The sequence below is a fragment of the Streptomyces sp. NPDC127129 genome (assembly GCF_042671585.1).
Lineage (GTDB): Bacteria > Actinomycetota > Actinomycetes > Streptomycetales > Streptomycetaceae > Streptomyces.
The window spans coordinates 130,240-148,216 of the sequence record NZ_JBHXTV010000019.1 but is presented as its reverse complement, the minus strand read 5'-3'; the positions used below and the strand labels follow the sequence as shown (position 1 = coordinate 148,216).

Sequence of the window (17,977 nt, the reverse complement as noted above, 5' to 3'; positions counted from 1 at the left end):
GCGCGCCGGTCCACCCAGGTGGCCCGAATGGAGTACTGTGGCGATCCCTGGGTCTGGGCTCCCTCATGGGTGCCGGGACGCGGGGAGGGGGCCGAAAACGGCACTCGAACCGGCGGCGCCAAGGCATCGCGCGGTAGCCCGCTGCGGAGCGTGACCGTCGGTCACTCTGCGTCGCAGATGGGTAACCGTGCCATAACGGCGTTCCAGGGTCCAGGCCCGACACGCCGGGCAACTCGGCAAGGTTGTGGCAGGCTGCACCCGGGCAGGCCACACTCGACTAGCGGAAGCAGCGACGCACGTGACGTCGGCAGGCACCACCCGGGAGGTCCCCATGCCCGAACTGCGTGTCGTGGCCGTCTCCAACGACGGCACACGACTGGTGCTGAAGGCTGCTGACAGCACGGAGTACACGCTTCCGATCGACGAGCGGCTGCGCGCCGCGGTGCGCAACGACCGCGCGCGGCTCGGTCAGATCGAGATCGAGGTGGAGAGCCACCTCCGCCCTCGCGACATCCAGGCGCGGATACGTGCCGGTGCCTCCGCCGAGGAGGTCGCCCAGCTCGCCGGGATCCCCGTCGACCGCGTACGGCGCTTCGAGGGACCCGTGCTCGCGGAGCGGGCGTTCATGGCCGAGCGGGCCCGCAAGACGCCTGTACGCCGGCCCGGCGAGAACACCGGACCGCAGCTCGGCGAGGCGGTGCAGGAGCGGCTGCTGCTGCGCGGTGCCGAGAAGGACACCGTGCAGTGGGACTCCTGGCGCCGTGACGACGGCACGTGGGAGGTGCTGCTCGTCTACCGCGTGGCGGGCGAGGTGCACACCGCGAGCTGGACGTACGACCCGCCCCGGCGGCTCGTCCAGGCCGTGGACGACGAGGCGCGCGCGCTGATCGGCGAGACGGACGACACGATCGCCGCCGCGCCGGAGCCGAGCTTCCCCTTCGTCCCGCGGATCGCGCGGCTGCCGCGCGACCGTCCGCTGGACCGCGCGCTCGACCGTCAGATCGAGCGTCCGGCGCCGGTTCCCGAGCCGGAGGAGGAGCGGGACTCGCTGACCAGCCTGCTGGAGGCGGTGCCGAGCTTCCGTGGCGACATGGTCGTCCCGGACCGCGGCACCGACCCGGACTCCACGGAGCCGACCGACGAGCCCGAGGCGGAGGAGCCGCCGGCCCCGGCGGCCTCGGCCGGAGCAGGCTCGGCCTACGCCGACGTCCTGATGCCGCGCGCGGTCTCGGGCCACCGTGACCGTCTCACCGGCACGACGGACCGTCAGGCCGAGGCGGACGGTGTGCGCCCGGGCCGCCGGGCGGCGGTCCCGAGCTGGGACGAGATCGTCTTCGGCACGCGAAGGAAGAAGCAGGACTGACGCCCGTACGAGAAGGGGCCCGAACCGGCGATCGGTTCGGGCCCCTTCTCGCATGACCGGGGCACCGTCCCCTGCGCGGCTACTGCGGGTCCGCGCCCTTGGCGACCGGGCGCGTGGGGTCGTTCGACCATTCCGACCAGGAGCCGGCGTAGAGCGCGGAGGGGATGCCCGCGACCGCGAGGGCGAGCACCTCGTGCGCGCCCGAGACGCCCGAGCCGCAGTACACACCGACCGCGCCGTCCTCGTGGGCGCCCAGCGCGGCGAAGCGGGCCGCCAGCGCCCGCGCCGGGAGGAAGCGGCCCTCAGCGTCCACGTTCTCGGTCGTCGGCGCCGAGACCGCACCCGGGATGTGGCCGCCGACCGGATCGATCGGCTCCACCTCGCCCCGGTACCGCTCCGCCGCCCGCGCGTCGAGCAGCAGCCCGGAGCGGGCCAGCGCGGCCGCCCCGTCCGCGTCCAGCAGCCCGACCTCGCTCGGGTGCGGCACGAAGTCGCCCGGCTCCGGCTCCGGGGTCTCCTTCGACAGCTCGTGCCCGGCGGCCGTCCACGCCGCGAGGCCGCCGTCCAGGACCCGTACGCCGGTGTGGCCCGTCCAGCGCAGCAGCCACCAGGCCCGGGCGGCGCCCCACCCGAGCCCGCCGTCGTAGACGACGACCGGGGTGTCCGCCGAGACACCCGACCGGCGCATCGCCGCGCCGAAGACCTCCGGGTCCGGCAGCGGGTGCCGGCCGCCGCTGCCGGGCGGCCCGGCCAGTTCCGTGTCCAGGTCGACGTAGACCGCGCCGGGGATGTGTCCGGCCTCGTACTCGGGCAGCCCCGGCGGGCCGCCGAGCTGCCAGCGGACGTCCAGGAGGACCGGGCGGGCCCCGGCCGACTCGCTCGCGAGTTCGCCTGCGGTGATGATGGGCTTCATGGGTGCCATCCTCGCGCAGCTCGCGCTGCCCGGGAGCACCTTCCCCCGACCGTTCCACGGCGACGCCAGGACGGCGCGGCGACCGCTCGACGGCGCGGCCGTGGCGCGAGAAGGGCTCAGGGGTGCGAGCATCTGCACGGGGCGCGCGACCGAGGCGCGTGTACGGCGGGTGAACGGCGGGCAGGAACCCGCTGCGGGCCTCGAGGGCCCCGCCCCCACCCGCCCGTACGAGCTCGTGCGCACGCTCAGTCCCCCCGCACGGCCACGACGATGGTCCGAGGAAAGAGTGACGATGACCGAGGCGACTCGGCGCACACCCGGTACACCCTGTTGGGTGAGCTTGATGGTGCACGGCATTGACGCGACGCAGGAGTTCTACGGCGGGCTCTTCGGCTGGGAGTTCGAGCCCGGACCGCAGCAGCTCGGTCCGTACGTCCGCGCCCTGCTGGGCGGCAGGGAGGTGGCGGGCATCGGCCAGCTGCCTCCCGACCGGCATCTGCCGGTCGCCTGGACCCCCTATCTGGCCACCGACGACGCCGACGAGACCGCGGAGACCATCCGCTGCTGCGGCGGCACGGTCGCCGTCGGCCCGCTCGACGCGGGCGAGGCCGGCCGGATGGTGATCTGTTCGGATCCGGTCGGCGCGGTGTTCGGCGTCTGGCAGGCCGGGGTGCACCAGGGCACGGCGGCCGCTGGCCCCCCGGGGACGCCGGTCTGGAACGAACTCCTGACGTACGAGACGTCGGCGATCGCCAAGTTCTACCGGTCGGTGTTCGGGTACGAGGCCGAGCCGGTCGTCTCCGCCGACTTCGACTATCTGACCCTCCACCTGGACGGACGTCCGGTGGCGGCCCTGCACGGCGCCGGCACCTCGCTCCCCCGCGACCGCGGCGCGCACTGGCTGACGTACTTCGAGGTCACCGACACGGACGCGGCCGCCCGTCTCGTCACCGAGCTGGGCGGCCATGTGCTGCGGCCGCCCAGGGAGGGCGCGGCGGGCCGGAGCGCGCTGGTGGCGGACCCGGAGGGCGCGGTGTTCACGATCGTCCACTCGGCGAACTGACCGGGCGGACGGTCTCCGGGGTTCAGCCCCTGCCGCTGCGCGTCAGGGTCCGGCGCAGCCGGGAGCCGCCGGCCGGTCCGGCCGGATCGCCGCCGGGCAGGCCGAGCTTCGTCAGCCGCTCGGCATCGAAGTACCGGGCCATGTCCGCGTTCCCCCGGTGGCGCTCCAGGAACGCGGCGGTCTCGTCGCGCAGCAGCGGGTGGAGCTTGGACTGCATGCAGAAGCCCACGGCACGCACCAGCGGCGTCAGGGTCTCCGGCCCGGCTCCGGGGACGGCCGGTCCCGCACCGGTCTCCAGGTCGGGCACGATGTGGTCCACGACGGTCAGCGGCACGCGGTTGCTGTTCTCGTACGGCGTGAGCCGGGCCAGGACCGTGTCCGTGCCCACCCGGGCGACGGGGACGCCGTAGTAGACGGACGCGGTGACCATCGCGGTCGAGAAGCAGCCGACGACGAGCGTCGGCCGGCAGCGCTCGTAGAAGGTCTCGGCGAGCAGCGGGCCGTCCAGGACCGTCAGCCGTACGCCGGCCGCGTCCGCGGCCTCGTTCAGCGCCGTGCCGTAGCGGGCGGGCGCGGTCGGGTGCGGCTTGAAGATCACCGACGTGTGTCCGGCGGCCGCGGCACCGCGCAGCATCCTGATGTGCAGGTCCTCCTCCTCGTCGGCGGTGAGGATGCCGAGCGAGGCGAGGTACTGGCCGAGGAGCAGGGCCGTCGGCCCGGCCTCGACCGCCGCGGTGACCTGCCGGTCGCCCTCGGCCGCCTCGGCGATCTCCGAGAGGACCCGCCGGAACGCCTCGTCGGGTACGAGCTCGGGCTCGACGCCGTACTCGGAGAGCAGCAGGGGGCGCAGACCGGGCACCAGGTCGAGGTGGAGGAGCCGTCCGATCCGGCAGGCGATCGACTGTGGCAGCTCCTCGCGCGTCGGGCCGTAGCTCATCAGGCCGTCGGCGTAGACGTCGACGGTGCTCTCGGCGAAGACCGCCGCGAGCGCCTTGGCCGGGTTGACCTGGATGGACTCGACGATCAGCTCGACCGGTGCGGTGCCCAGCTCCCAGGCCGTGCGGAACACCCGCTGCCACAGCGGGGCCTCTTCCGGGCGGGGCGCCCAGGTGGCGGGGTGGTGCGGGTGGATGGCCTCGTTCCAGTCGATCACCTCGTCGAAGCGGGAGGCGATCCGGTCGTAGCCGGTCATCGTCTCCAGGCGCAGCGAGGTCTCCGGGATCGCTGCGTTGTTCGACACGAGCAGGATGCGCCGGGCGTGGCCGGGGGCGCCGAACCGGCCGGCGTCGATCGCCGCCGCGAGCGTGGCCGCGCCGTAGAGCGTGGACACCTCGAAGATCTGGATACGCGCGGGTGCGCTCTTCGCTGTCGTCGCGGTCATGGGGTCAGGCCGTCCTTCCGGTGGCGCGCAGGCCGCGGAGCAGGGTGCTGCGCGCGGGGTCCATCGTCGCCAGCGTCTCGTCGAGCACCTGCTGCGGCATCCGGCGCAGGGCGTCGGTCACGTTCCGCTTGAGCCGCTTGGTGACGGCCGGTTCGTACTGGTCGGCCTTGCCCATGTGGAAGGCGATCATGGCGCAGTACGTGCGGACCGCCTTGGGCAGGAAGCGGTCGGCGTCGCGGTCGGCGGACACCTCGTCGAGCAGGAGGTCGTACGAGGGGATGAAGTCGAGCTGGCGGTTGTCGGTGATCTGGGTGAGGGAGGTGGTGACGCCTCGCCGGTAGAAGACCCCGTGCAGGTTGAGGGCCGCGTAGGTGGTGGCCTTCAGGTGGAGGCGCCAGATCCAGAGCCGGTCCTCGGCCGTGCGCAGCTTCGTCTCGAAGCGGGATTCGCCGTTCTCGAAGAGGCGGCCGCTGTAGATGCCGAAGGGGACGAAGGGGTAGTCGACCATCGTGACCATGCTGGCGGGCGCGATGCCGTCGCGCGGGTCCATCACCGTCTCACGCCGCTTGGCGGGGGCGTACCGGATGGCGCGCTTGGTGCCGGTGGACAGCACGTGGTCGGTGCGGGCGAAGTCGCAGCCGAGGGCCTCGATGCCGCGGACCATGCCGCGCAGATGGCCGGGGGCGTACCAGTCGTCACCGTCGAGGAAGGTGAGGTGGTCGCCGGTGGCCGCGTCGATTCCGGTGTTGCGCGCCTGCGCCACGCCGAGGTTGGTCTCGTGCCGGATCACCCTGGCGTTGGGGATGCGGCTCTGCCAGCGGTCGAGGACGTGCGGCGTCTCGTCCGTCGAGCAGTCGTCGATCAGCAGGAACTCGAAATCCGGGTCCGCGTTGTTCGCGAGGCTTCGCATGGTGTCGGACGCATAGATCCCGACGTTGTGGAACGGGACGATGACGGACAACTTCGGCACTCGGAATCCCCACACTCAACCAGACGTACTGACAAGCAATCGATCACTCGGGCGCCTCGGCTCACGGTCTTCACCAGGGCGGACGCCGGTCAGGCGGGCAGCGTATCCACCGTCATCTCCTGCCGGTGGAGCCCGATGTGGCCTCCAGGTGAACTCTTGTCGCCCCGCGCGCGAACCGCTGCCGGAAGCCGAGCGTGAGCAGGGCGAGCAGCGCTATGGCGGCGATCGCGCCGCCGAGGCGGAGCCCCGGGGGCCGGAAGGTGCAGCTGACCGAGGTCGCAGTGGAGTCGATCGGGACGGCCAGGAGTCCGAGGTGGCGCTGCGCGGGGGCCGGCGGGGCGTCGCCCGATGCGCAGCGCCAGCCGGAGATGCGCGGGGCGGCGATGAGGGCCGTTCCCCTGCTGCCCGCAGGGAGTTCGGCGGTGAGCGTGTGGCCGGAGACGTGGACGGAGGTGGCGCCGGTCGCCGTCAGCCGCTGTACGGCGGTGTCGAGGCGCGCCCGGTCCAGGCAGGCCACGGGCTCCCGTGGGAGGGATGCCGCCCGCGCGTCGCCGCGCAGTTCGATCCGTACGGCGCCGGAGGCCGGTACCGCGCCGAGCGTCTGCATCGGGCCCTGGACCGACGGCAGTCCGCCGAAGAAGGTCAGGGGCGGCCGCCCGGCCAGGGCGGCCGTGCCCTTGAGCTCGGGCGCCCAGAGCCAGACCTGGCTGCCCGCGGGGCACGTGGCGCTCAGCGTGGTGACTCCTCCGGGACCGTCCGTACGGCGGATCCGGTCCGGCACGGCGTAGACGGCCGAGCCCAGCAGCAACTCCTGGTTGGCGAACGGGGAGTCGCCGAAGGCGGCGTCGCGCGCGGGCAGCTCCACGTCCGGACGGACCGTGACGAGCGGGGGCACGGGCGTGTCGGTGACGGTGATCGCGCCCTCGGGCAGGGTGTCCGGTGTGACCGGTACCGAAGGTGTGGAGCGCATCCGGGTGCCGATGGAGAAGATCGCGTCGGTCACCGGGTTGTCGAGGGTGACCGGGTGGCGGCCCTTGGCCCAGAAGCCGAAGCCGAGGGCGGAGAGGGTGCGCGCGTACGTGTCCGCCGTGAGGCTGGAGTAGTACTCGGCTCCCTGGCCGCCCACGAGCAGGACGTCGTTGCCGCCCGGGATCTCGCCCGGATCCGTGCGGTGGCGCGGCCAGGCGTCCTTCGCCTCCACGGCGCGCGCCATGTCCTCCTGCCAGGGTCCGAGGCGCGGGTTCCACTGGACCTTGCTCAGCTCCTGCTCCGCGATCCTGCCTCCGGTGAGGGCGGTCTCGCCGGCCTGGGCGACGACGAGGAGGACGACCGCCAGGGCCGGCAGGGCGCGGGCCCCGGCCGCGTACCGCCGGGCGAGCAGGACGGCGACGGCGGCGAGCACCGCGAGGGCCAGGGCGGCGGCGAAGGCGGGGTAGGTCCAGCGGTCGACGACGAGGCTGTCGCGGGCTGCGAAGGCGAGGGCGGCGAGGAGTGCCACGCCGCCGAGGAGAGCGGGCAGCGGGGGCAGTCCGCGGGCGGTGGACAGCCAGGCGGCGATGAGCAGCAGCCCGCAGAGCACGAAGGTCTGACGGTACGGCAGCCCGTTGGGCGAGGCGCCCGCGTGCCAGAGCAGATGCGTGGGGCCCCACTGGAGCGAGAGCGCGACCAGGATGATCGCGGCGGTCCAGGCGATACGGAGCCTGGGGGCCACGGCGCTGTTGAAGGGCAGTGCCAGCGCGAGCGCGAGGGCCGGGGTGCCGATGAAGAGGGCGGGGGTGGCGACGCTGGCCGTGGCCGGCAGCAGCCGGGCGAACACCTCGGTCCAGGCGACGGGGGCGAACGTCACCTCGGGGGTCGGGTCGGCGACCCGGGTGGCCAGGAAGATCACCAGGATGAGCGGGGCCGCGAGCGCGATGCCGAGGAGGACGGAGCGGCTTGCGCGCAGCAGTCCGGCCAGGCGCCGGCGGGCGGTCGTCTCGGCCGTGAGCAGACGGACGGTCAGGACGACGGCGGCGCCGAGGGTCGCCATGTACGCGGTGTAGAAGTTGGCGTACCAGGCGAGGGCGACGACGAGCGGGCCGAGGACGGGGCGGCGCGCGGTGCGGGCCCACTCCCCCACCAGGCAGAGCAGGGGGAAGGCGAGCAGTCCGTCGAGCCACATCGGGACGGTGGCCCCGTAGTTGAGGGTCCAGCCGCACAGCGCGTACGCCGCGCCCAGGACGGCCGCCACCTGCCAGGGCCCGCGGCGCAGCCTGAGGAGCAGGACCGCCATGGCCGCACCGGCGGCGGTGATCTTGGCGGCGGTGATGACGTAGAGGGCCAGTTCCATGCGGTCGGCCGGGAAGAACACGACCATCAGGTCGAACGGGCTGCTCAGGTACGTGCCGTAGTCGCCGAGGAAGTTCGACCCGAAGCCCGCGCTCCAGTTGAGGAACAGGTCCCCGTCGGCCTGGCCGAGCAGGACCTTGCGCCAGTGGGCGTGGAAGGGCAGGTACTGCTGGCCGAGGTCGACGGTGTTGCGGGTCGTGGACCCGAACGGATGGCTGCCGGCGATCCGTGTGCCGAGACAGAAGACGAGGGACGTCAGCAGGGCCGCGGCAACGGCGGCCCGTACGCGGATGCTGTGCCGGGCCCGGTCGAGGTACCGCCGGGGGCGCTTCCCCGTCCCGTTCGCCGCGCCGGGTCGCCCGCCCTCGGTGTGCGCGCCTTCGCCCTGGTCGGGCACGGTCTCGGCAGCAGGGGGCACACGTCCTCCGGGGTTGTCGGGCGGCGCGCGGTCGCGCGGGGCCCGGTGTTCACGTCCGCGTCCACGGCACGGGCAGAGGGCCATTACCGCCGAGCCGGGCGTCTCGCATCCGATCAGAAGGCGGTCTTCCGGCACACCGGAGGTGAACACGAGGTGCCACGGCCACACGGGACCGGCGGGCACGGATCGCTGCCACACGGCGGTATTCGCCGCCCGCAATACCCTCCGCTTGCACTTAGCCAGCGTCTGCAACTATTGTCGAAGCACGTAAGACCCCCCTGCAATCATTTCTGGAAGGTGCTTCACCATGCCTCTCGCGCTCCTGGCCCTGGCCATCGGGGCCTTCGGGATCGGCACCACCGAGTTCGTGATCATGGGCGTGCTGCCCCAGGTCGCCGGGGACTTCGGTGTCACCATTCCCACGGCCGGCTGGCTGGTGACCGGCTACGCCCTCGGTGTCGTGTTCGGCGCCCCGCTCCTGACCGTGCTCGGCACCAGGGTGTCCCGCAAGAAGATGCTCCTCTTCCTGATGGGCCTCTTCGTCGTCGGCAATCTGCTCTCCGCCGTCGCCCCGTCCTTCGGGATGATGCTGACCGGCCGGATCGTGGCCTCCCTCGCCCACGGCGCGTTCTTCGGTATCGGCTCGGTCGTCGCCGCGGGCCTGGTCGCCCCGGAGAAGAAGGCGTCGGCGATCTCGCTGATGTTCATGGGCCTGACCGTCGCCAACGTCGTCGGCGTCCCGCTCGGCACCTACATCGGCCAGGCCGCCGGCTGGCGCGTCACCTTCACCGTCGTCGCGGCGCTCGGTGTGATCGGTCTCCTCGGCGTGGCCAGGCTCGTGCCCGAGACGGGCCGGCCGGAGACCTCGGGCGTCCGCACCGAGTTCGCCGCCTTCAGGAACGTCCAGGTCTGGCTCGCGATGGCGATGACCGTCCTCGGCTACGGAGGCGTGTTCGCGGCCGTCACGTACATCACCCCGATGATGACCGAGGTCGCCGGTTACAGCGAAGGCGCCGTGACCTGGCTGCTCGTCCTCTTCGGCATCGGCATGTTCCTCGGCAATCTGCTCGGCGGAAAGTTCGCCGACCGCGCCCTGATGCCCATGCTGTTCGTGGCCCTCGGCGCGCTGTCCCTGACGCTGCTGGCGTTCACCGCAACCGCCCACCACAAGGTCCTCGCCGCGATCACGCTCACCCTGATCGGCGCGCTGGGCTTCGCCACCGTGCCCCCGCTGCAGAAGTGGGTCCTGGACCAGGCGAAGCAGGCCCCCACGCTCGCGTCGGCCGCCAACATCGGCGCCTTCAACCTCGGCAACGCCCTGGCCGCCTGGCTCGGCGGCGTCGTCATCGCCACGGGCCTCGGCTTCACCGCCCCGAACTGGGTCGGCGCGCTGCTCTCGGGTACGGCGCTGCTGCTGGCGTTCCTGGCGGCGTTCCTGGACCGGCGGAAGCGGTCCGCGGCGGCCGCCCCCGAGACCACGTCCCGGCCGGTCGAGGCCCGAGCCGCCGCCCCGGTACCGGCCGGCCGGCACTGACCCCCGTAACCCCTACCCCTCCCCCACCCCAAAGGAAGACAGCACCATGAGCACGACCACCACCGCCACGGCCGTCACTCCCCTGACCACCCAGGACGCCGAGACCCTGCTCTCCGCCGCGCTCCGCGCCGCCGAGGACGCCGGAGTCACGGTCAGCGTCACCGTCCTGGACGCGGGCGGCCACCTGCTGGCCTTCCGCCGCGACGACCGCGCGGTCCTTATCTCCGGCGAGACCAGCACCCGCAAGGCGTACACGGCCCTCCAGCTCAACGCCCCCACGGCCGACCTGGTCGACCTGGTGAAGCCCGACGGCCCCTTCCACAGCCTCACGACGGCCCTCGACCGCCCGCTCCTCTTCATCGCCGGCGGCCTCCCGGTCCACCGCGACGGCCGGCTCATCGGCGCCATCGGCGTCGGCGGCGGAGCCCCGGACCAGGACCACGGCTTCGCGACCGCGGCCGTGGAGGCACTCGCGGCGCGGTAGCCCGACCCGCCGGCTCGCGAGTGGGGCACGGCGTGAGGCCCCGGGCGAAGGACGTGCGACGGGCCGCACACCGTGCCGCGAGGAGCATGAAGCCAACTTGGCCGGCCGCGAAAGGCCCTGCCTACTGGTCGGCCAGCAGGTCGGTGCGGTGCTGTTCGAGGTCGGTGACGCTGTCGAGGTCAACCTTGGCCGTGTATCGGGTTTCCGCCGCCGCGTCGCGGCCCGTCTCGTCGGTCAGGCCCCAGCTGTCCGCGAAGCCCCAGCTGCCGCCTGTGTAGACGCCCTTGATCATGCCGTCCACCGTCCCGACGGCGTCGAAGGGGCCGTTCTGCCAGCGGAAAGTCCAGTGGGTCCGGTACCAGGCGTCCAACTGCTCCGGGGCGGCCAGGAAGTGCTCGGCGCTCGGGTCCCGGGGATCGGCGGCGAGACCCTCTGGGCGATCATGCCCGGTGGTCAGTGCGATGCGGCCCGAGGCCTCGGCCTCGGCAGCAGCCTCATACGTCCGGCCCTGGTAGACCGCGTAGATCTTGGGGCGGAAGTGGTCAACCTCGGCCAGCCGCCGTACCAGAGCGTGCAGAGGCTGCAGCAGATCCTCACGCTGCTCCTCCAACTCGGTGACCTCCTCGCGCGGGAAGACGCCGCGATAGCGAATGCCCCGGCGCTTGAGGTGCTCCTTGGCGAAGTGTTCGTCGGAGCCGAGATAGTGGCCCGTGAGCGTGGTGGGGGCGGCGGCGGTGCACTCGAAGAGCTCGCCGCGCCAGCGGAACGTCCACGTTACGGCGTACCAGGCTTCAAGACGCTCCGGCGCAACCGCGTACCCCACCGACCCGTCGACGGCCTCGCGCGGGGCAAGGCCCGAGGGTGCGGGGCGGTCGGGCTCGGGCAGCAGCTCGATGTCCGGCCACAGACCCGCGGCCGGACGGGTCCGGTAGAGATCTCCGTGGAAAACGCCGACCTCGCCCTTGACCGGGAAGGGGCGGCTCCCAGGGTCAGTCATATTCATTCCACCGTCCTTCGTTCTCGTCGAAGAAGCCGACGGCCTCTTCGGTGCCATCAGCGTTCATGCACCAGATCTCAGCATGGTGCGGGAAGCCGGTGGGCTCGGCGATCCACTCAGGGACACCCCCGCCGGTGTAACCGGTGCCGAGGAACGGGTCTTGCCAGGCCTTTCCCTTGCTCAGGCCGGCCATGCCTGCGACGCCGTCGGCCAGCCCCTGGTCGCGGACGGCACCAAAGCTCGGCGGCGCTTCCATGCCGTGCGGTGCCGGGAAGCGCAGCTGGTACGCCTCGGACGCGCCCGGTGGGACGGGGGTCCAGCCGGCCCCGCCATCGTCAAGAGCGAGCCCGTCGCGCAGTTGGTCCATGCTGCGGAGGTCGGCGGTGTCGGAGCCGCGCGCGATGGAGCCCTCAAACGCGCCGGGGTTGAAGTCCTTTCCGTCGAACTTCGTGGCGTTGCCCAGGTACGCGTCCATTTTTGCGGGTGTGATCACCTTGGTCACCATGCGGCCCTCGTCGAGCTTGATCGCGTCACGGACACCCACGACCTCGCGGGCCTGCGCGTCGCTCAGCTCGTTGGTCCGGGTGAGCCGGAGCTTGTCGTGCTCGGAGCGGTCCAGGCCCCGTGCGCCCAGCTGGTCGTCGATCTGCTGCTGGTAGTCGCGGCCGTCCCGCAGCGCGCTGTTGTCGTACCGCTCGGCTTTGTCCTCGGACGCTTCGTCTGTCGGCTCGGCCTCCCCCTCGGACGCCTCGGCCGTCGGCTCGGCCTCCGCCTCGTGGTCCTGGCGGATGCCGTTGCCGTCACCTGGCAGGGCGGTCTCGCCGGCCTCCCCGGTCTTCGCACCGGCACCGGCCGGTTCGGCGGCCTCGGCCTCGCTCGCCGGCGTGCTGCCCTCGTGCGCTTCGACGGGCTCGGCCTCGTTCTCGGCGTGCGCGGGGAGGTCCCGGGCAGCTTCTGCCTGCGGCTCCGGAGCATCGATCGGCGCCGTCGGCTCCGGAGCCTCTTCAGCCGAGTGCCGGGCGTCCGCAGGCGGCTTCGCCGCCTCGGCCCGTTCCGGAGCGGCCTCCGCGTCAGCCTTGGGCGCGGGCGGCTCGGGTGCGTCCGTCGGCGCTGTCGGCTCCGGCGCCGACTCGTCGGCGGTCTCCGATGCCCGTGCGGGTACCGCGTCCGCTTCGCGGGCCTCGGCGGCACCGCGTGATGCGGTGTACGCGGCCGAGTACGGCACTGAGTCGTCGTAGGGCTTGAGTTCAAGCTCCAGCTCGGGAGTCTCGTCGTCCGACTCCGCCCGATCACCGGAACGTTCCTGCGCTTCGGGTTGCCTGCCGTCGGCGGACGCCTCCGAGCCCTCGGGCCCGGCCGGCTCGGGGGTGTCGTCCGACGCCGGCACAGGGTCGGGCGCCTCGTCCGCTTCCGGGGAGCGCGATCCGCCCGAGTCGACGGCTTCCGCCGGGACCGGTGCCTTCTCCGGATCCGACGCCGCGTCCGACGGCACAGGCGCATCGCGGTCGGAAGCCTCGGCAGAATCCGACGCCCCGGCGGGTTCAGGTGCCTCGTCAGAGTCGGAGGCATCCGCCGGAACCGGGGCATCCGCCGAGTTGGGGGCTTCGGCGGGGTTGGGCGCCTCCCCCGACGCCGAAGACTCCGCCGGGTTAGGCGCCTCCACCGAGTCGGAAGCCTCACCAGGACTGGGCGCCGCCTCCGAAGCCGAGGATTCCCCCGCCTTGGGCGCCTCCTCCGGCTTGGAAGCCTCGGCCCGGTCCGTCGACGGGGTCGGGGTCGGGGCGTCTGTCGCCGGAGTCGGGGCAGGAGCGTCCGTCGGTGGGGTCGGGGCAGGGGCGTCCGTGGGTTCCGGCGCCGACGGTGCTTCCGGGCGTGGGGGCTGCTCCGGCGGACGTTCGCTCATCGGTCACCTCCCGGCCGGACGTTGGCGCGGTAGAGACGCACCCAGGGCAGGGTGTTGCGCTGCCAGGCCGCCCGGGCGACGTGGACGAAGACACAGGCGCGGTAGTCGCTCACGACGGGGGCCCGATCTCCTTCGCCTTCCGGAACGCGCAGGGGAACCGTGGCGGCGAGCTCGGCCACCCAGTCGCCGGTGTCGCGCCACCAATCGGCCTGCTCTGCGCTCGTCTTCGGGTACGCCGCCACGCGCTCCTTCAGCTTCGTACCGTGCTCGGGCCACACCGCCGTGGCGGCCCGGGTGCGGAAGCTGCAACGGTGACGGCAGCCCTCGCAGTCCGGGAAGGGGGCCAGTGCGGCGTCGACCGCCTCGTCGTCGGCCGCCAAGGCGCGGAAACGGGAGGCCAGTTCGGCGTCCGTGGCCAGGGGTGCCCGGCTGACGCCCGCCTCCCTCGCCGCCTGCGCGCGTACGTCGGGTACCCGGAGCAGTCCCGGACGGTCGATGCGGTCGTGGTGGGCGAAGGCCTGGAAGGGCTCCAGGGAGGCGGCGTACCGCTCCTGGTCGGGAGAGAACCGCATGGTTCCGCCGATGAGGTTGCGGTCCTCCGCGGACGGCAGCCGGTGCATGACCTTGAGGTTGGTGTTCTTGTACGCGTCCTCGACGAGCTTGCCGGGAACCTGTTCGACGATGACGATGCCCTCGCCGTACTTGCGGTTCTCCGCCAAGGTGTTGGCGAAGGCCTGGGCCGCCCGGGCCTGAGCGTTGCCCTCCTTCGCGTCGCCACCGCTGGCCACTGGCCGGCCGAGCAGGCGGTGGGCCTCCTCGATCACGGTGACGTGGGCGAGGGAGCCGCCTTCGCGGTTCGCCTTGTAGTACTCGGTCATGTTCTGCAGGAGCAGCGCCGTGATGAGCGACTGTTCCTTCTCGTTGTCCCCGACTCCGGCGAGTTCGACGACCACCGGCCGCCGCAGCAACTCTTCGACCGGATAAGAGCGGGCCACGTCCAGAGTGGTGCCGCACGCCCCTTCCGCAAGGGACTCCGCCCGCAGGCGGGACGCGGCGATGATGTTGTCGCGTACCTCGCCCGAGTAGTCCAGCTGCTCGCACTGCTTGCGCATCTCTGTGATGAAGTCACGCAGCGTCGGCCAGTTTCCGGCGTGGGTCGTATCGGCGATGTCGGTGGCGACGATGCCCTTGCGTGCGTACGTCGCCCGCAGCGCCCGGTTGTAGACGCTGGGCAGCGGGTCCCAGAGGCCGAAGGCCGCGTCGAAGCAGGCCATGAGTCCGGCGATGTGGGTGCTGACGCGAACCCCGGCCGGCACCTCGAAGGGGTTGAGCCGCAGGGGAGCGACGGCTTCATCGCCGACGGTGAGGACCAACAGGTCTTCGAACCCGGGTCGGGTGGCCAGCCAGCGGTAGTCGTCCAGGGTGGAGTTGACGGGTTCGAGGACGAGGAAGGGCACATGGTGGTCACGCCACAGCTGTTCGCAGAACGCCAGGGTGGTGTTGGTCTTGCCGGAGCCGGTCGTACCCACGATCAGGGCATGCCGGGTGAGGTCACCGAGGCCGATTCCCAGGGGGCCGGCGGGCGTGTCGTTGACGAGCTGCTTTCCGAGTGTGATGGCTGGGCCGTCCATGCGGTACGCGGTCTCACCGGCGATGCCGGGGCGCCGTACGGGGAAGGCCGTCATGTGACCGTTGACGGCCAGCGGAAGGCGGAAGGCCGCCGTGGCCTCACGGGCGTCGACGAGTTCCGGGAGCAGTCGCAGGGGCGGGGAGAGCTGTTCGGGCAGCCGCCAGCAGTGGTCGCCGCCCCAACGCGACTGCTCCAGGGTGGTCAGTTGCTGCCAGGCTGCGGGGAGTTCGGCAGGCGTGGGCCAAGCCACGGTGTGGGCCGCACCGTTGACCGTCTCGGTGAGGACACCGCCTTCGCGAGCCTGCACGGGCGGGGACACCGTGGCACCGACGAGTTGGGCAAGGGATTCCGGCAGGGGCGCCGGCGAGGCGAGGGCGATCCGGACGCGGAACACACGGTCGGTGTAGCGGCGGGCGGCATCGGCGTAGATCCGGGACGCGTCCACGGCGAAGGCGTCCGCGGCGAGTTGGGCGCCCGGGGACCAGAGCCCGTCGGGGAGCTGCCCTGGGGTGCCCAGACGTCCGTACTGCGTGGCGATGCGGTGCAGGAGCGGGCCGAAGTCGGGCGGTACGACGTACGGCTCCAGGCCGATGCTGAGCATCACGGGGTACGGGTGCGCTGCCAGAGCCTGCCACAACATGTCCCACGGCGGGGCCGCCGCCGTGAACGGCTGCGGCGCGAGGTAGTAGTGCACTCCGGAGTCGGGACGGTTGGGCAGCCCGCTGTGGTAGCGCTTGCGGATCTCCGCCACCCCCGCCGCCCCGTCGGGCGAGAAGGGAGTCAGCAGCCGTGCCGTCTCGTAGCCGTCCTCGACCGGTGAGGCGTGCACGTGCCGGGGCAGCGCCGCCATCCGGTCACGGAGCCCGCGCACGGCCTCCTCGGCGCGCTGCGCGGTGGGAGCCACGACCCGGCCGAGCAGGGCGCAGGAGATCCTGCGCTCGACCGGGTCGCTGAGGTATCGCAGCTCGATCCGTTCGCCATGCTCTGTGTTCCACTGCCCCGTCAGCCAAGCGGTCTCGGCGGCCACCGCCTTGGTCCTGCGCTCCGTTTCCGACAGGTCCGCGTATTCCTGGGTCTCGGTGAGGTCGGCGGCGGCGTCGATGCGAACGGCCGTCCAGGCCCAGACGGTCGTGCCGTCAGTGACGGTGAGCACGCCGTCCGACCCGGCTGCGCTCAGTTTCCACCGCCAGGGGTCCCGTACGGCGGCACGGGCGGGGCGGCCGGCGGGGTCGGCGGACCGTAGTGAGGCGGCGGGGTTCCCGGGGCCTGCGGAGCCGGGTACGTCTGGGGCACCGGCGGCGCCATGACCGGACCGGCCGTCCCATGCGCGGGCATGGCGCCCGGAACCGGACCGTTGCCGTCCTTGGTCACCGGCTCGGTCGCGGTGGAGCCGGACTGGATGGGCGGCTCCTGACCGAAGGTCGACACGAGCGGGACCTCAATGCCCTGGACGGCCGTCTCCACGCCCTCACGGGCCGCGGAGTGCACGGCCTCACGCATGGCGCGAGGCTTCTCCGTGCGGAGCATCTGGTTGATCGCCCCCGTGCGGTTGAAGATCCCGCCCACGAGATCCTTCAGGAAATGGCCGATGATCACCGCTCCGGAGCGGCTGCGCCACATGGTCCATCCGACGTACAGGCTGGTCCCGTAGCCGAAGACGGTCACGTAGGCGATGTACCGGCCACTCGTGATGACCAGTCGGTTGTTCACGACCTCGGGCATGAGGTCGCTGCGGATCCGGACCGGCACCGCGGACACGGGGATCTGCCGCCGCGCGAGGGCGCCGTAGATGGCCGCGTAGGCGGAGGAGGACGCCGCGTGCTTGTCCTCCAGCAGGGTCTTCCACTCCGAGACCGGTTCGTTGATGCGCGCGGCGAGGAGGACGACCCAGAAGGCGATGATGCTGAGGATCGGTCCCGCGCCCAGCTCGTAATCCGACTCGAAGGGGCCGGAATCCGACAGCATCAGGGGCAGCAGACCGAAGAGGAACAAGACGAGGAGGGAGACGACGAAGGCCTGGAACCAGAGTTGGAACACGGTCCGGAACGGCACCGACTCGTCGAAACTCAGCTCGACGTCCTCATACCGCATCGTCTGGTTGCGGTATGCGGCATTCGGCCCCATCGCCCCCGTAGCCGCCCAGCCCGAAGTGCCTCCGGCTTGTATGCCGTCCATTGTTCCCATTCCCCCGTCGCAGCAGTCGAGTTGATCACCTTACTGCAGGCGTCCGACATCGATCGAAGCCCCTGAGTCTCGGGGTGCCGGCACCGTGCCGGGGACAGAGAGGGGGTCCTCAGGCGCGATTGACGGGGAGGACGTCCGGGGAAAGGGCGGCGGCGCGGGCGGAGGCTGAAGTCATCCGGCGACGGTGGTGGCGTCGGCACAGGACCTCGTAGCCGACCTCTACGGTGCGGTTGACGTCGCCCACGACAACCTGTTCGCCCTCGACGACCATCTCCCCGTCGACGGTACGGGCGTTGTGGGTGGCACGAGCGCCGCACCAGCACAGGGCCTCGACCTGGAGCTGCTCTATGCGGTCCGCGAGCTCGATGAGGCGCTGCGAGCCGGGGAAGAGCTTCGTGCGGAAGTCCGTCGTGATCCCGAAGGCGAAGACGTCCATGTCGAGGTCGTCCACGATCCGGGCCAGCTGGTCGATCTGCCCCGATGCCAGGAACTGGGCCTCGTCCACGATCACGTAGTCCGCCTTCCCGCCCTGGGACAGCTCGCCGACCACGTACGCGTACAGGTCCATCGCGTCGGTCACCTCGACCGCGTCGGTGACCAGGCCCAGGCGCGACGAGAGCTTGCCCTCGCCGGCGCGGTCCTGGCGGGTGAAGATCACGCTCTGGAGGCCGCGGGCCGAGCGGTTGTGGGTGATTTGCAGAGCCAAAGTGCTCTTTCCGCAGTCCATCGTTCCGGAGAAGAACACCAGCTCGGGCATGGGAGGTCGAGGACCTTTCAGGTCGTGGGTGAGGGGACGGGGTGACGGCAGT

Annotated in this window: 13 protein-coding genes; 4 read left to right on the top strand and 9 right to left on the bottom strand. The window is 72.0% G+C overall.

Features of this window, described 5'->3' with window-relative positions:
• The first annotated feature begins 298 nt into the window (after nucleotides 1–298).
• Nucleotides 299–1,363 carry a septation protein SepH gene (gene sepH, locus ACFVGW_RS30860; protein ID WP_352188015.1) on the top strand — a complete coding sequence of 355 codons (1,065 nt, stop codon included), beginning with the start codon at nucleotides 299–301 and terminating at the stop codon, nucleotides 1,361–1,363.
• 79 nt (nucleotides 1,364–1,442) lie between these two features.
• Here the strand turns inward: sepH and ACFVGW_RS30855 are convergent, their stop codons facing one another.
• A complete protein-coding gene (locus ACFVGW_RS30855) occupies nucleotides 1,443–2,276 on the bottom strand; it encodes a sulfurtransferase (RefSeq protein WP_385854253.1) in 834 nt (277 codons plus the stop codon).
• Nucleotides 2,277–2,568: 292 nt separating this feature from the next.
• On the opposite strand from ACFVGW_RS30855, the gene ACFVGW_RS30850 reads away from it, so the two are divergent.
• Nucleotides 2,569–3,339: a VOC family protein gene (locus ACFVGW_RS30850; protein ID WP_385854252.1), complete on the top strand. Its 771-nt coding sequence runs from the start codon at nucleotides 2,569–2,571 to the stop codon at nucleotides 3,337–3,339.
• A 22-nt stretch (nucleotides 3,340–3,361) separates the two neighbouring features.
• On the opposite strand, the gene ACFVGW_RS30845 is transcribed toward ACFVGW_RS30850, so the two are convergent.
• The 3 genes from ACFVGW_RS30845 to ACFVGW_RS30835 all read right to left on the bottom strand — a co-directional run bounded on the left by ACFVGW_RS30845 (nucleotide 3,362) and on the right by ACFVGW_RS30835 (nucleotide 8,436).
• Entirely contained in the window at nucleotides 3,362–4,720 is a 1,359-nt protein-coding gene (locus ACFVGW_RS30845) for a polysialyltransferase family glycosyltransferase (protein WP_385854251.1), read from the bottom strand.
• 4 nt (nucleotides 4,721–4,724) lie between these two features.
• Nucleotides 4,725–5,690 (bottom strand): glycosyltransferase family 2 protein, encoded by a 966-nt coding sequence (locus ACFVGW_RS30840; RefSeq protein ID WP_383227832.1) that lies wholly within the window; start codon nucleotides 5,688–5,690, stop codon nucleotides 4,725–4,727.
• A 112-nt stretch (nucleotides 5,691–5,802) separates the two neighbouring features.
• A complete protein-coding gene (locus ACFVGW_RS30835) occupies nucleotides 5,803–8,436 on the bottom strand; it encodes a YfhO family protein (protein ID WP_385854250.1) in 2,634 nt (877 codons plus the stop codon).
• A gap of 307 nt (nucleotides 8,437–8,743) precedes the next feature.
• On the opposite strand from ACFVGW_RS30835, the gene ACFVGW_RS30830 reads away from it, so the two are divergent.
• Together ACFVGW_RS30830 and ACFVGW_RS30825 are read left to right on the top strand one after the other, a co-directional pair.
• Entirely contained in the window at nucleotides 8,744–9,970 is a 1,227-nt protein-coding gene (locus ACFVGW_RS30830) for an MFS transporter (protein WP_385854249.1), read from the top strand.
• Nucleotides 9,971–10,016: 46 nt separating this feature from the next.
• On the top strand, nucleotides 10,017–10,454 hold the full coding sequence (locus ACFVGW_RS30825; RefSeq protein WP_383227838.1) for a heme-binding protein: 438 nt from the start codon (nucleotides 10,017–10,019) through the stop codon (nucleotides 10,452–10,454).
• 121 nt (nucleotides 10,455–10,575) lie between these two features.
• Here ACFVGW_RS30825 and ACFVGW_RS30820 read toward each other — a convergent pair whose 3' ends face one another.
• The 5 genes from ACFVGW_RS30820 to ACFVGW_RS30800 form a co-directional block, all read right to left on the bottom strand.
• Nucleotides 10,576–11,451 carry a hypothetical protein gene (locus ACFVGW_RS30820; RefSeq protein ID WP_385854248.1) on the bottom strand — a complete coding sequence of 292 codons (876 nt, stop codon included), beginning with the start codon at nucleotides 11,449–11,451 and terminating at the stop codon, nucleotides 10,576–10,578.
• Nucleotides 11,444–12,943: a hypothetical protein gene (locus ACFVGW_RS30815; RefSeq protein WP_383227842.1), complete on the bottom strand. Its 1,500-nt coding sequence runs from the start codon at nucleotides 12,941–12,943 to the stop codon at nucleotides 11,444–11,446. Before ACFVGW_RS30815 ends, ACFVGW_RS30820 begins: the two co-directional genes overlap by 8 nt.
• Before the next feature lie 407 nt (nucleotides 12,944–13,350).
• On the bottom strand, nucleotides 13,351–16,137 hold the full coding sequence (locus ACFVGW_RS30810) for an ATP-binding protein (protein ID WP_385854247.1): 2,787 nt from the start codon (nucleotides 16,135–16,137) through the stop codon (nucleotides 13,351–13,353).
• Nucleotides 16,138–16,157: 20 nt separating this feature from the next.
• Nucleotides 16,158–17,075: a hypothetical protein gene (locus ACFVGW_RS30805; RefSeq protein ID WP_385854246.1), complete on the bottom strand. Its 918-nt coding sequence runs from the start codon at nucleotides 17,073–17,075 to the stop codon at nucleotides 16,158–16,160.
• Nucleotides 17,076–17,277: 202 nt separating this feature from the next.
• On the bottom strand, nucleotides 17,278–17,925 hold the full coding sequence (locus ACFVGW_RS30800; RefSeq protein ID WP_383227848.1) for a thymidine kinase: 648 nt from the start codon (nucleotides 17,923–17,925) through the stop codon (nucleotides 17,278–17,280).
• Between the last annotated feature and the right edge of the window lie 52 nt (nucleotides 17,926–17,977).